Source organism: Paenibacillus sp. BK720, assembly GCF_011761545.1.
In the GTDB taxonomy this organism is placed as follows: Bacteria; Bacillota; Bacilli; order Paenibacillales; family Paenibacillaceae; genus Pristimantibacillus.
This window is the reverse complement of record NZ_JAASRQ010000003.1, coordinates 536,513-549,253: the sequence shown is the minus strand read 5'-3', so window position 1 is coordinate 549,253 and position 12,741 is coordinate 536,513. Positions and strand designations below refer to the sequence as shown.

Genomic DNA, 12,741 nt, shown 5'->3' with positions numbered 1-12,741 from the left:
CCCTGCGGTTTATTTTTAGGCTTGGGACCGTATACGGTCGATTGCGGATGCGGCTCTAGGCCATCCCGCATAGAATGCCAGATGCGTGACCGCTTCAACCAGTTCCTCTTGCGTCAAACCGTTCTCCCTGGCAAGCTGCAAGTGATAAGGGAGCTGCTCCATATGCCCGCCTGCTACTAAGGCCGCTAAGGTAATCAAGCTTCGCTCACGCATCGAAAGTTCCTCCCTCCGCCACAAGTCTCCAAACAGAATATCCTCGCTATAACGGGCAAACGCGGTATCACCGTATGCTGGGCCGATATGAGCCGTATCGATTTTTCTATGCATTGGGTTATGCCTCCCTCTTCTGTCCCAGCATCTGTGCGATTCCGTTCCCAAACGTCCAGTCCTCAAGCTCCGTGCCGACAAGCACAACAAAGATATCCTCCGCTCTCACTCCGCATGCGGGCAACAGCTCCGCAAGCCGGGCGTAAAAGCCTCTTTTTTGCTCCTCCGTCCTCCCGGACTTCAAAGTAATGTGGATATAGAGCAGCCGATCCGTGCGCGAGACATTCAGATAGGCCGGATCGTAATAGAACTCCCCCGGTTTATGGCCATGAAAAACTTGAAAATAATCATCCTCCGGCACGCGAAAATACTCCGTTAACGCCCGATGAATCGCATGGCCGATTGGCGGCAGCTCTTCCTGCTTATATTGATCCTCCCTATAGCCGACCCGGATAAAAGGCATCTGTCATCACTCCCTAAAGTAAGATGACTTCATTGTATATCCGTTTTCTTTATCTATATAATTGAATTAATTAAACAACTCATTCAGATATACGAATGGAGATGCTTTCGAAGATGGATTTGAAAGAACTAACCGCTTTTCAGACGATCTTGCAGGAAGGTAGCTTTGCGAAGGCGGCAGCCAAGCTGAATTACGCCCAGTCCACCATAACGAACCAGATTCAGCGCCTCGAAAAAGAACTGGGCTTCCAGTTGTTTGACCGAGGCTGGGAAGCCGAGCTGACCCCCGCCGGGCAAATCTACGCCGCCGAGGTGGATCGGCTTATTCAGCATTGGCATTACGTGTCCGACCAGGCAAAAGCCATTTTGCGGGAGGAGACCGGCACCCTTCGGATCGGCATGCTGGAGATGCTTGCCCGGCAGATCATGCCGGAAGCATTAAGTCGGTTCCGCGAAGAAAAGCCGCACATTGCCTGCCAATTCGTGATCGGCAACACCGATCTGGCAGCCAGCGAGCTTCGCCGCAAACAGCTGGACTTGGCGATATGCGGCGAGCCTCCCGAGCTGACGGGCCTGCGCTTCGAACCTTTGCATGAGGAGAAAATAGTTTTTGCGGCGGCCAAGGACCATCCCCTTCACCTGCATGGAGAAGGCAAGCTTCCTTTTCAGGAGCTATTGCCCTTTCCGATGGTGGTTGGCGGGCCAACCTGCCTGTACTATCTGCACTTATCGAGACAGCTTGCCCGATTCGACAGCATGCCGCTGCTCCACTCGGTGAGCCAAATCTCTGCGATTCCGGGCTTTGCTGCGCGTCCGCCGTTTATTGGCGTTGTCCTGGCTTCAACCCCTCTGTCCGATCAAGTAAAACCGCTTGCCGTTGACTGGGAGGAGCCTACGATCCCGGTAGGCCTGCTCGATCGGCGGGATACCGTATATCCATCGGCTGCGCGCGAGCGGCTTATCGGGATAATCAAAGAGGTCTGGTTGACGGAGGCTTGACGAAAAAGAACGTTGACAGAAAGCGCAATCCCCTATATTTTTCTTATTAAACTAAAAACAAAAGAGGTGCAGCCCCATGCCAGTTGAATACCGTATTGAAGCTCCCGTTACAGCCGTACAAGTCGCCGAAGTATTCCGAAGCTCCGGCATCAAACGACCCGTCGACGATCTTCCCCGCATTCAGAAAATGATCGACAACGCCGATCTTATTCTCTCGGCTTGGGATGGCGAAGAGCTTGTCGGCATTGCCCGGGCGGTTACCGACTTCGCCTATTGCTGTTATCTCTCCGATCTGGCCGTAAGCAAAACGCATCAACGTCTTGGTATCGGCACCAACCTGGTGAACCGGCTGCGGGAGCACCTTGGCGAAGAGGTTGCTCTTCTGCTGCTGTCCGCGCCATCCGCCATGGATTATTACCCTCGGATCGGCTTTGATAAAGCCGATAACGCGTTCCTGATTAAGCGGGTAAGATAATCCCAACCCACAACAATTAAGCCGCGAACACGCAGGTGACTTTCTCCCGTAACGGGCAGGAACCCGATTAAACTGCAAAAGTACAGTTAAACCGTACCCAGATGCTCAATTGAGCATTTTTCGTCGGAATGAACTGTACTTTTTGCATTTCCGTTCTATTTATTGAGCTCAATTTTAGAATTGACCTGTCGTTTTGCAGGCATAAGTAACCTTCTAATCGAGCCAGCCGTTTTTCTCCGCGATTCCGATCGCATCAATCCGATTCTTGGCATCCAGCTTCTGAATGGCTTCGGACAAGTAATTGCGTACGGTCCCCGCGGACAGAAACAGCCGGGAGGCAATCTCGCCGGCAGGCAAGCCTTCGCGAGCCAGCCTAAGCACCTCCCGCTCCCGTTCGGTGAGCGGATTCTCCGCTTCCCAAAACGATAGGGCAAGCTCCGGACTTACCGCCCGCTTCCCGGCATAGACGTTGCGAAGCGCCGCGGACAGCTCATCGATCGGGGAATCCTTAAGCAGGAAGCCCTTCACACCTGCCTTCATAGCCCGCTGGAAGTACCCGGCGCGTGAAAAGGTGGTCAGAATGACGACCAGGCAAGGATGCTTATCCGCCCGCAACCGTTCCGCAACATCAAGTCCGGTCAGCTTGGGCATTTCGATATCCATCACGCAGATATCCGGCTTCAGGCTGCGAATCATCTCTAACGCCTGTTCACCGTCTTCCGCTTGTCCAACAACCTCAATATCTTCTTCCAAATCGAGCAGTGCGCTAAGCGCACCGCGCAGCATTCCCTGATCCTCGGCTACAAGCACTCTCATTTATGTGGAGCCTCCCTTCTTCGATGACGAGTGTACTCTAGGCACGGTAAACGTTATAACGCTTCCGCTGCCTCTCGCGGACTTGAAGTGCAGCTTGCCGTCCACCAGATTTAACCGTTCCTGCATCCCTCTAAGTCCGTTATGCGCAGGCCCTTTGTCTGCCAAATCACAGCCAACCCCGTTATCCCGAATAGCCAAGCGGTACTGATCGGGCGTCATTGCCCATTCAATAACGCACTGGCGAGCTTCGCTATGCTTCACGACATTGGTTACCGCTTCGCGCAGGCACATGCCCAGCATATTATCGATAAGCGGGCTTAAGGATGCGGAAGCGGGGTCGCCTTGCACCTTAATGGTTATGAAAGCTGCCGCCAGAATACGCTTCGCATTCGACAGCTCATCCTGCAGCGTTACCGTATTCATGCCCGTAACCAGCTCCCGGACCTGCTTCAGCGCGGCACGCGAGGTAAGCTGAACATCCCTTATTTCCTGCTTCGCCCGGTCCGGATGATGGACGATCAGCTTCTCGGCCAATTCGCTTTTGAGCGTGATCATCGTAAGGGTATGACCAAGCGTATCATGAAGCTCGCGGGAGATCCGCTGCCGCTCTTCCTGAATGGATAAACGGGCAATCTCGTCATTAGCAAGCTCGAGCTGCGCGCGAAGCACTCTGGAGCGTCGTCCGATGAACATGACAAAAGGAACCAGCAGGACCGCAACCATAGCAGGCAATAAATTGTACAGTCCTTCCAGACCGTTCCTTTCTTCATAGTGCCAGACCTCCATCCCGTACAACAGCAGCACGCCGGACATGGCAATCCCGATCTGACGGAGGCTCGGCAGCATGCCGACGAGCGAAGCCGTAAAAAAGCCCATATACATAAAGCTTTCATCATACCGCCAACTGAAGTACCCAATCACGAGCAATTGAATAATAACCGCCCAAATACGCCAGCCTTTGCTCAAATGCCCTGTAATGTAACTGACGATAAACAAGATAATAAGAGGAAATCCGATCCACTGCTCCTCAGGCGGCCGTTCGGCGAGCGCCATGACCGGGAATAGGATATAGACAAGCCATAACAGCATAAAGAAAATGGGCGGCCCACCTTCAGGGGGCCGCTTCATTATAAATCGACGTAAATCATGCAAGTATATTTGCATTACACCGCTTCCTGTTTTTTCATGATATAAGACGAAATCGCAAGGAATACCACCACGTAAGCAACCAGGATTCCTACGCCGGTCCAGTTAATCGAAACACCGGCAACCGCGTCCCAAGCCCCTTGCCCAAGACGATAGGTTGGCGTCAGGTGAGCAATGGTCTTCATCGTGCTGGACATGGTATCCGTCGGGAACCACAAACCGCCCAGAATGGACAATCCCATATAGCATATCATGGAAAGGACTTGAACAAAATCCGCATTTTTGATCGAGCCGATCAGAGTGCCAAGACCCATAAACGAGAAGCCGCCGATAAAGATAAACAGCCCGCAAGCGATCCAGGTGGACGCGCTTAGGTTAACATCCTTGAACACGCCGCCTACAACGAACATAACGATAATGATTGCCAGGTTAATAACGGCCTGCGACAATACTTTGGACATTACATAAGACCAGGAAGGGAGCGGAGTGATTTTCAAGAGAGACAGCCAGCCTTGGCTCCGTTCTCTCGACAGCCGCTGCGCATAGGAGGTTAAGCTCGCCCCTACTACGCCGTACACCGTCATCGACATCAAGTAATAGGCTTTCCAATCGACATTGCCAACTTGCACATTATCGCCAACGGTATTGGTAAAGATAAAGTAGAACACAACCGGCATAATAAACGAGAAAATAACGAATCGGCGGTTACGGACGGTACGCAGCAGCTCCGCTTTGCATTGCGCCAGCGTTGCCTTCATGCTTGTGGATTGACTCATTGATATAGATCCCCCTTAGTTCGTGGAGTGGACAATCGCCTGGAATGCATCCTCAAGGCCGCCACTTTGAATTTCGATATCCTTCATTTCAATGCGCTGCTCGATCAACGTTACGATCAACCGGTCGGTATCCCGGCTATGAAGCTTAACGCGTCTTCCGTTCCATTCCGCTTCGATAACACCCGGCAAAGCCTGCAGCTGCTCGTTCGTTACGGAAGCGCCAGCCGTAAAGGAGATGACGCGGCCGGTTGTTTCGGCTTTGATCTGGCTTGGCGAGCCGTCCGCCACAACCTTGCCCTGATTGATAACGACGATGCGGTCGGCGAGGCTATCCGCTTCTTCCAGGTAATGCGTCGTCAGAACAACCGTGCGGCCTTTGTCCGCCATCGAACGGATCGTATCCCAGAACATTTGGCGGGAGGTAACGTCCATGCCTACCGTTGGTTCGTCGAGGAAAATAATTTCGGGATCGCCCGCCGCCGCAAGGGCGAAGCCTAGACGGCGCTGTTGTCCGCCGGACAGCGACGCGGCCATTTTATCCTTTTCCTTCTCCAAGCCGGAGATCCGGAGCAGCTCCTGCAAGGAGAGCGGATTGCTGTAATAATTGCGGAAAAGTTCAATCGTCTCCGCTACCTTCAAATTATCGATCACGCTGACATCCTGCAGCATCGCGCCGATCCGGTTGCGCACCTTGATGTCCTTTGGGCTTCCGCCCAGCAGCTTGATCGTTCCGGAGGTCGGCTGCTTCAGCCCCAGAATCATGGAGATCGTTGTTGTTTTGCCGGCGCCGTTTGGCCCAAGCAGCGCGATCACCGTACCCCTCTCCACCTTCAGCGATAAATTATCAACCGCTTTTTTACCTTGGTAGATCTTCGAGACCTGATCCAATTCGATTGCGTAACTCATTGTCAACTTCACTCCCGCTATCTATAATTTGTTGTGCGTTTACGTCTCAAGTTGCCGCGTCTTGCTTACATACCCATCTTACCTTTTTGAGCGGATTGCTCCTACGCATGAACGTAATCTCTTTCAGATGACAAATGTCATATCATGGATATGATAAGTTACAATAGGACAAACAGACCTTTATCAAAAGGAGCATACCGGCATGATTGATTCCATCTTCGAAACCCATTTGCAGGTGACGGATTTAGACCGTTCCATCAAGTTTTATAAGAAACTCGGACTAACCCTTGCGTTGCATAAGCCCGAGCGGAGGTCTGCTTTTTTCTATGTAGGAGAGCGCAGAGATTTACTCGCTTTAAAGGAGCTGCCGAAAGGACAAAAGCTGCAGCCGCGGCATTTCGCTTTTGGCGTTCGGCTTGATCAGCTGCTTTCGGCTTCGGACTGGCTGATTGAACGGGGAATCTACCCGTTGCCTGGTTTTGACAAAACAGAGGCTCCTCCGGAGCCCTTCGTGCATGCATGGATGCCGGCAGCAAGCGTCTATTTCAACGACCATGACGGCAACGAGCTCGAATTTATGGCATGGCTGGACGACGAGCCGCAGCGCTTGGATTATGTCCCGTACTTGAGCGAGTGGAATGAAATGAAGGCGAAAAAATAAGACCCCGAAGGGTCTTATTTTTCTGGCATAGGGGTCCGGTTGAGATATCCTGCATGAAATGCAGGGTATGGACTTTGGGTAAGGGCGTTTGAGTGAACTATACTGTACGGAATGCAGTCTATTAGAGGTATTGCGGCTGAATGGAGCGGTTTAGCAGCCAATATCCTGCACTCCGTGCAGGATATTTCTATGTATAGGGCTATGATCGACGATTATGCTGCAATTCGTGCAACGTCGTAATCCCCGCTACCTACTCTACCGGTTCCCGTCCCATTCCTCGTAGAACCGCTCTACGAATTGCTCCATATAGCGGTGGCGCTCTTCGGCTATCCGTCTGGCAGCATCCGTATTGACCAGATCTTTGAGCTTCAGAAGCTTTTCGTGAAAATGATTGATCGCCGTGCCTTTCCCGTTCCGGTATTCCTCTGCGGTCATCTCGCCGCGAGGCGGAATAGCCGGATCATGGATCGGAGTGCCCTTCCAGCCCGCGTATACAAAAGCTCTCGCAATGGAGATAGCCCCAATGGCGTCAAGCCGGTCGGCATCCTGCACAACCTTCCCTTCCAGCGTACGCATCGGGGGATTTTTACCGCCGTTGTAGGACATGTTCGAGATAATATCCATCACGTGTGCGCGGTGTTCTTCATCCGGCAGATTGGCTTCCAGCCAGGCTTGAACTTTCCGAAGCCCCGCTTCCTTCGAAGGATTCAGCTTCTCGTCCGCGACATCATGCAAAAGCGCCGCTATCGTGCAGACGAACCTATCCGCTCCTTCCTCTCCGGCGATCCGCTTCGCCATCTGCACCACCCGGTGAATATGCCACCAGTCGTGGCCGCTTGTATCGTTCTCCAGTACGGAACGGCTGAACTCTTCGGCCTTGCGGATCATCTTTTCTTTATCGTCATGCGTGATTGTCATGGTTGTTGCACCTCAACTTTATTTACTGTATTCATGCGTCTCGCGTCTCCTCCTTGCCTTTATGGAAGGCTTGAGCTCTATTTCTATCGTAGGCAACCCTGCATAGCTTAACGAATAGAACCCCGATTACGATGAAAAGAACGGTTACCCAAAACGTAAATGCCCCGGTATGTCTGGTAGCCGTATACCATAGCGGGGTAGAGCCAGGGTTCCAGGCGTCACTCGTAAATCGATCATACCCGCCATCAATGAACATCATCGCCCAGATCAAATAAATCTTCGCCATGGCGTAACCGGCGATACAGCCAATAAATCCGCCTAAATAGTAGTAAGGATTAACCTTCTCCAACGCTCCGCCAATCAGACCGTCGTTCATATCCTCCGCAGCTCCCTCCCGGTAAATGGCATTTGTCATTTTCTACGATAATGTTAATCGAGAGCCCGCCCCAACAGCAAGCCAGAAGCAAAATAAAACTCCGCCTCTATGGACGGAGTCGATCTTCTGTCCGTTACAGCACTTTTTCATAACAGAGGCTGGATTCGCAATCCGCATATTCGCCGAAGCGGTCGATTTCGTAATAGCCTTTGCTTGCGTAAAAACGAAGAGCCTCCGGCTGCGGCGCTCCCGCTTCCAACCGCATGACCCGGCGATTCATCGCAACCGCCTGATCCTCCAGAGCGGATAAGACGGCTCCCGCAATTCCCTGCCTCCGAAAGCCGGGATCTACATAGAAGCGCTTCAGCTCGACAGATTCCTCGTCCAGCGGGCGAATAGCTCCGCAGCCGACCGGAGTTCCACCCAAATAAGCGACCATAAAGATCATGTCCTTCACCTTCGGATCCGAAAAATCCACCGTAAACACGTCGTCCGGATTGGAATAGCGCTCCGCCAAATCCTCGTCCAGCTTCCGGATTAATTCGTGCAAATCCTTGTTGTCATGAGTTACCTGGATGATTTCCCTCTCCATGGACAGCTCCTCTTTCCCGGCATCCCAGCCTGTACGTTATATTTTCTAACATTATAGCTTGATAGATTTCAAGGAACAACTTAAAACAGGAGTCCCGCAAGAGACCCCTGTACCATACTATGCTACTTTTTGCCGTTCAAGTTCAGCGTTGGCGTCTGGTCGAAGAAGTTCCACGGCTTCAGCATCGTGTACACCCATTCCGTCGGCATGATCGGCCATTCCTCCGCGCGCGCCACATGGGTGGTGCCCGTCGTCATCCAGACCACGTTGTCCGTGTTGACGATCGATTCATTGTCCGAGGTGAACAATCCAAGACCGGTATCCGTCTTCGCTCGGTTCGGGTATTTGCCCTCCGGATAACGCTCGTTCTCGTAATAGCGCGTGACCCACAGCTGTTTATCCATAAAGTTAACGCGGTTGAACAGCCATTCGTCCTCGCTGAAGTTGGCGCCCTTGGCAATCGGATGCGTCCCACCGGCATACGGGATAATCTGATAGGAGACCGGATTGCCTACCTTGTTCTCCTTATTGGTATTCGTGATCAGGCGAATGGTCGAAGCATCGAACTTCTGAGCCGCCTCCTGCTCCGTCCCCACAATGCGCGTCTCGGTCTGCATCGTGCTCGCGCGCGGGCCGCCGGCCGTATTGTCCGCTACCACCGGATTAATCTCCATCAGGGAATTTTGCTCGCCGTCCACGTCCATATCGAGACGGAAGTTATAAATATGCTGATGCGTCGTACCTACGATGTTATGATCAATCAACGTGCCGTATTTCGTATCGTCGGCAGCGGTCTCGTCATGCATCGTGCCGGACTCTACGCCTTTTACGGCTTCAATGCCGGTAGCACCGGCGTTAATGCCGATGGTGCCGTTCTGCGCGAATACCCAGTCGAAAATATAATCATAATTGCCTACCGTGCTGATCCAGCGGACAACAAGCTCGCGTCTTTCCGCGCTGACGTTGTCCTGTCCCATCTCCTGATGCTTGTATTCCGGGCCTGCATAGCGTTCGAAGATGGCCATCGCGTTCGGAATATTCATCGCGGCGCCCGTATAATCGGCGATCGTCGCATCCAGCAATACGGCGTTGCTTGGCACATCCTTGCCGCGGGCAAGCGAGGAGGTCAGAGTCCCCATGCCATATTCGCCCGAATCGAGATAAGCCTTGAAGTACCAGCCTACATCCGGATCGCCATAAGGAACGATCATGCCGCCAAGCGAGCCCTCGTACATGATTTTGCGCTTTTTGCCCTGATCGTTATAGGTCACCGTCGACAGAATCGGACCAACGCGGGAGTCCAGGCGAAGGTGGAAGTCCCAATTCTGCCAATGAATCGTATTGCCCGTAATCGTGTAGTTCTTGCCTTCCGGCTCCGTAATCTCAAGCGGCTTCGAGGGCGCCGAAGCTGTCATATTGCTGCCGTCATACGGGGTTGCCTTCATCGGAATCGGCACGACGCCGGCATCCTCGATCTTAATCACCTTCTTCTGCTCGAGATCGACCACCGCGACCAGATTCTCGATCGGATGCGCCCAGTAGTTGCCGTCTCCCGTGTTCAGGTAAGCGACTACCTTAAGCAGTCTCTTGTCCTGCTGAAGCTCGTCCTTGCCGTCGAAATAACCAACCGTCAAAGGCGTGGAAACGACCTGCTTCACATCGTTAATGCCGTGTTTCTTCAGAGCTGCCGCATATTCCGGGCTTTCTTCGATGGCTTTCTGTACCGTACCGAAATCATCGAGCAGCACCATGCCATGCGCGCCTTCGACCGGCTGCCATGCGGTTACTTTTTGGGCTGCGAGATCAACCGTCCCTTCAATGACACGCTTGCCGTCCAGAATAACGACCGCAGCCGAACGGTGAGCCGATACGTCCGTGCCGTCAAGCGCAAACCTCCATACCTGCTCCTTTGGCGGAGCCTTCAACGTAATTTCGGTAAAGCGGTAGTTGTCCCCGAATTTCCCTTCCGCCTTCAAAATATTCACCGTCTCCGCTATCTCGGCGGAAGTAAGCGGGTTTAGCGGATTGGCCTTTTTCTCTACCTGAAACGTTTGATCCAGACCCGACTGGAACACTTCGCCGACAAAATGATGGGATACGTACGCCAGGCTTTTTTTCATAATGACCGGAGCTTCCATCTCCAGACGCTGACCGTTTACCAGGGCGATATTGGAATTCGGCTTTACCTTCACCAACGTGCTGTTCTTCGTGATTGTGATCGTTCCCGCAAAGCTGTCCCATTTCACCTCTGCCCCAAACTCCTCCATGGTTGCGCGAAGCGGAACAAAATCCTCCGAGCCTCCATGCGCTTCGGCCGTTGGCGCCGATAGCGGTGCGATTAACCCGCCGCCTAGCGCAACCGTTAAAGCCGTGCCCAGGACCGCCGATTTTTTAGCAAGTGAACCCTTCAGCTTCTTCATCTTGGTATGCCTCCCCATTCTCTTACGTTTTCCCGTGACGTTAATTTACCTCACATAATAGAGCGGATTATTGTAAAAAACGGAACAAACCCGAAAATTATGTTAGAAAATATAACTTTCGCTCATTGACGAGAGAACACAGGGTTTGCTATTGTTGTACGCATATTAAGGTTACGGGAGGAACTGGCACAGATGATGGAGGAACTTGTCAGCGGCATCCAATACGGCTTCGAATGGGAAACAACGGGCTATACGGAGCGGAAAATCCATTATAACGGACAGCCCGTTATCTATTATCAGTTCATGACGGATGCATCCGGGCGGATGATCCATGTTGTCCCGGACGGCTGTGTCGACCTTCTCTTCTGCTGCCAGCCCGGGAAGCCATCCGCCAGAGTTTGCGGTACCGTGCTGCAGGGAAAAGAGCTTTATTTTGAAGCTGACACGACCTATTTCGGGGTTCGACTGTCCGCAAGGCTAAGTCTTCTGCTGCCAAATCTGCCGTTGAAGGAAATTATCGAAATCCAAGCGCCGTTCGAGGATTCTTTGTCGGTATACAAAGATACGGGAGCGATTATCGCCGAGCTTCAAGGCTTCTCCGAGCGGATAAGAGGCTTTGAAAGGCTCTGCATGCCCCTTCTGACGGGCGACGCGCGTCCCATCCGGATGATCGATTACTGCCTGACTTCCATGCAGCGTTCAAACGGCAGCGTTACGATCCGGGAGCTGGCCGAGGATACCGGCTACTCCGAGCGTTATATCCGAACCAAATTCGAGCAATCCCTCGGCATCTCCCCCAAGCTGTACAACCGGATTATCCGCTTCCAGCGTTCGCTTAGCGGCATTGTCAGAAGCGCGTCCTCCTTGACGGATGTAGCGATGGAAGGCGGATATTTTGACCAGTCCCATTTCATGAAGGAATTCAAATCCTTCAGCCAGCTCACCCCTATTCAGCTTAGGAAGAACCGGAAAACAACCTCCTCTTTTCTCTGGTAAATTCGACACAAATCTACAAAAGTTCATCCCAATTCCAAAATAATCCGATATAATGTTCATAGTATTACACTTCTCTCAAGAGGGGAGACCATCTATGAATACGGATGTTCTCACGCGCAATAACGTAAAAGTGCTTGGCCACGGCAAACAGACGATCGTCTTCGCCCACGGCTTCGGCTGCAACCAGAATATGTGGCGGCACATGCTTCCCCTTTTCGAACAGGACTACCGGATCGTTCTATTCGATTACGTCGGTTCCGGAGCATCCCAAATCAACGACTACAGCCCCGACAAATATAACAGCTTGTACGGCTACGCCGAAGATGTGCTTGACGTGATGGATACGCTTCGTTTGGAAGACGCCATATTCGTTGGCCACTCCGTCAGCGGCATGATTGGCATGCTGGCTTCGATTCGGGATAAGAAATATTTTCAGCGGATGGTTATGCTAGGCGCTTCGCCGCGTTACGTCAACGATCTCCCAAGCTACTACGGGGGCTTTGACCGCAACGAGATAGACGAGCTGCTGCAGATGATGCAGATGAATTTTATCGGCTGGGCAAGCTACCTCGCCCCAATCGTCATGCAGAATCAGGATCGCCAAGAGCTGTCCACCGAGCTGGAGGAAAGCTTCTGCTCCAGAGACCCGCATATCGCCAGACAGTTCGCGGAAGTAACCTTCTTGTCCGACTGCCGGTCAGAGCTGGCCTCCGCTTCAATCCCGACGCTTATTTTGCAATGCACGGACGACAGCATCTCGCCTCCTGAAGTAGGAGAATTCATGCATGCGCAGCTGAAAAACAGCACCTTACGGCAAATGAAGGCAACCGGACATTACCCGCATCTCAGTCACCCGGAAGAAACCACGCAGTACATTAAGGATTATTTGGCGATTTCCTAAACGACGAAACGACGAAGAAAGGCAGTATTT

At 52.4% G+C, this 12,741-nt stretch carries 15 protein-coding genes; 5 read left to right on the top strand and 10 right to left on the bottom strand.

Going from position 1 to position 12,741, the window contains the following annotated elements; genetic code table 11:
- Window positions 1-15 precede the first annotated feature (15 nt).
- A complete protein-coding gene (locus FHT67_RS14525; RefSeq protein WP_167199301.1) occupies window positions 16-327 on the bottom strand; it encodes a carboxymuconolactone decarboxylase family protein in 312 nt (103 codons plus the stop codon).
- Between the two features lie 4 nt (window positions 328-331).
- Entirely contained in the window at window positions 332-730 is a 399-nt protein-coding gene (locus tag FHT67_RS14520) for a tautomerase family protein (RefSeq protein ID WP_132309966.1), read from the bottom strand.
- Window positions 731-843: 113 nt separating this feature from the next.
- Between FHT67_RS14520 and FHT67_RS14515 the strand changes: the two genes are divergently transcribed.
- Both FHT67_RS14515 and FHT67_RS14510 read left to right on the top strand, forming a co-directional pair.
- The gene (locus tag FHT67_RS14515) at window positions 844-1,728 is read left to right on the top strand and encodes a LysR family transcriptional regulator (RefSeq protein WP_167199298.1); all 885 of its coding nucleotides are present in this window, start codon (window positions 844-846) and stop codon (window positions 1,726-1,728) included.
- A gap of 76 nt (window positions 1,729-1,804) precedes the next feature.
- Window positions 1,805-2,203, top strand: a complete 399-nt coding sequence (locus tag FHT67_RS14510; RefSeq protein ID WP_167199295.1) for a GNAT family N-acetyltransferase — start codon at window positions 1,805-1,807, stop codon at window positions 2,201-2,203.
- Window positions 2,204-2,416: 213 nt separating this feature from the next.
- On the opposite strand, the gene FHT67_RS14505 is transcribed toward FHT67_RS14510, so the two are convergent.
- From FHT67_RS14505 to FHT67_RS14490, 4 genes are all read right to left on the bottom strand, one after another.
- Window positions 2,417-3,019 (bottom strand): response regulator transcription factor, encoded by a 603-nt coding sequence (locus FHT67_RS14505; RefSeq protein ID WP_132309960.1) that lies wholly within the window; start codon window positions 3,017-3,019, stop codon window positions 2,417-2,419.
- Window positions 3,020-4,108, bottom strand: a complete 1,089-nt coding sequence (locus FHT67_RS14500; protein ID WP_243867159.1) for a sensor histidine kinase — start codon at window positions 4,106-4,108, stop codon at window positions 3,020-3,022.
- Between the two features lie 74 nt (window positions 4,109-4,182).
- Window positions 4,183-4,941, bottom strand: a complete 759-nt coding sequence (locus FHT67_RS14495; RefSeq protein ID WP_132309956.1) for an ABC transporter permease — start codon at window positions 4,939-4,941, stop codon at window positions 4,183-4,185.
- Window positions 4,942-4,956: 15 nt separating this feature from the next.
- Window positions 4,957-5,847 carry an ABC transporter ATP-binding protein gene (locus tag FHT67_RS14490; protein WP_167199290.1) on the bottom strand — a complete coding sequence of 297 codons (891 nt, stop codon included), beginning with the start codon at window positions 5,845-5,847 and terminating at the stop codon, window positions 4,957-4,959.
- 202 nt (window positions 5,848-6,049) lie between these two features.
- Here FHT67_RS14490 and FHT67_RS14485 point away from each other — a divergent pair, with 202 nt between their 5' ends.
- Entirely contained in the window at window positions 6,050-6,508 is a 459-nt protein-coding gene (locus tag FHT67_RS14485) for a VOC family protein (RefSeq protein WP_167199287.1), read from the top strand.
- A gap of 255 nt (window positions 6,509-6,763) precedes the next feature.
- Here the strand turns inward: FHT67_RS14485 and FHT67_RS14480 are convergent, their stop codons facing one another.
- From FHT67_RS14480 to tynA, 4 genes are all read right to left on the bottom strand, one after another.
- On the bottom strand, window positions 6,764-7,426 hold the full coding sequence (locus FHT67_RS14480; RefSeq protein WP_167199284.1) for an HD domain-containing protein: 663 nt from the start codon (window positions 7,424-7,426) through the stop codon (window positions 6,764-6,766).
- Between the two features lie 31 nt (window positions 7,427-7,457).
- Window positions 7,458-7,841 (bottom strand): hypothetical protein, encoded by a 384-nt coding sequence (locus FHT67_RS14475; RefSeq protein ID WP_208403290.1) that lies wholly within the window; start codon window positions 7,839-7,841, stop codon window positions 7,458-7,460.
- A gap of 94 nt (window positions 7,842-7,935) precedes the next feature.
- The gene (locus tag FHT67_RS14470) at window positions 7,936-8,394 is read right to left on the bottom strand and encodes a GNAT family N-acetyltransferase (RefSeq protein ID WP_167199278.1); all 459 of its coding nucleotides are present in this window, start codon (window positions 8,392-8,394) and stop codon (window positions 7,936-7,938) included.
- A 122-nt stretch (window positions 8,395-8,516) separates the two neighbouring features.
- Window positions 8,517-10,814 (bottom strand): primary-amine oxidase, encoded by a 2,298-nt coding sequence (tynA, locus tag FHT67_RS14465; protein ID WP_132309944.1) that lies wholly within the window; start codon window positions 10,812-10,814, stop codon window positions 8,517-8,519.
- A gap of 192 nt (window positions 10,815-11,006) precedes the next feature.
- On the opposite strand from tynA, the gene FHT67_RS14460 reads away from it, so the two are divergent.
- Entirely contained in the window at window positions 11,007-11,810 is an 804-nt protein-coding gene (locus FHT67_RS14460) for a helix-turn-helix transcriptional regulator (RefSeq protein ID WP_167199275.1), read from the top strand.
- A 94-nt stretch (window positions 11,811-11,904) separates the two neighbouring features.
- Window positions 11,905-12,711, top strand: coding sequence for an alpha/beta fold hydrolase (locus FHT67_RS14455; protein ID WP_167199272.1), 807 nt, complete (start codon window positions 11,905-11,907; stop codon window positions 12,709-12,711).
- Window positions 12,712-12,741: the final 30 nt, after the last annotated feature.

Bases quoted from the DNA above. Each gene is read 5' to 3' on its own strand.
- FHT67_RS14460 (WP_167199275.1), top strand. From the start codon at position 11,007: ATGATGGAGGAACTTGTCAGCGGCATCCAATACGGCTTCGAATGGGAA.
- tynA (WP_132309944.1), bottom strand. From the start codon at position 10,814: ATGAAGAAGCTGAAGGGTTCACTTGCTAAAAAATCGGCGGTCCTGGGC.
- FHT67_RS14475 (WP_208403290.1), bottom strand. From the start codon at position 7,841: ATGACAAATGCCATTTACCGGGAGGGAGCTGCGGAGGATATGAACGAC.
- FHT67_RS14495 (WP_132309956.1), bottom strand. From the start codon at position 4,941: ATGAGTCAATCCACAAGCATGAAGGCAACGCTGGCGCAATGCAAAGCG.
- FHT67_RS14505 (WP_132309960.1), bottom strand. From the start codon at position 3,019: ATGAGAGTGCTTGTAGCCGAGGATCAGGGAATGCTGCGCGGTGCGCTT.
- FHT67_RS14470 (WP_167199278.1), bottom strand. From the start codon at position 8,394: ATGGAGAGGGAAATCATCCAGGTAACTCATGACAACAAGGATTTGCAC.
- FHT67_RS14480 (WP_167199284.1), bottom strand. From the start codon at position 7,426: ATGACAATCACGCATGACGATAAAGAAAAGATGATCCGCAAGGCCGAA.
- FHT67_RS14525 (WP_167199301.1), bottom strand. From the start codon at position 327: ATGCATAGAAAAATCGATACGGCTCATATCGGCCCAGCATACGGTGAT.
- FHT67_RS14515 (WP_167199298.1), top strand. From the start codon at position 844: ATGGATTTGAAAGAACTAACCGCTTTTCAGACGATCTTGCAGGAAGGT.
- FHT67_RS14490 (WP_167199290.1), bottom strand. From the start codon at position 5,847: ATGAGTTACGCAATCGAATTGGATCAGGTCTCGAAGATCTACCAAGGT.
- FHT67_RS14500 (WP_243867159.1), bottom strand. From the start codon at position 4,108: ATGCTGTTATGGCTTGTCTATATCCTATTCCCGGTCATGGCGCTCGCC.
- FHT67_RS14520 (WP_132309966.1), bottom strand. From the start codon at position 730: ATGCCTTTTATCCGGGTCGGCTATAGGGAGGATCAATATAAGCAGGAA.
- FHT67_RS14485 (WP_167199287.1), top strand. From the start codon at position 6,050: ATGATTGATTCCATCTTCGAAACCCATTTGCAGGTGACGGATTTAGAC.
- FHT67_RS14455 (WP_167199272.1), top strand. From the start codon at position 11,905: ATGAATACGGATGTTCTCACGCGCAATAACGTAAAAGTGCTTGGCCAC.
- FHT67_RS14510 (WP_167199295.1), top strand. From the start codon at position 1,805: ATGCCAGTTGAATACCGTATTGAAGCTCCCGTTACAGCCGTACAAGTC.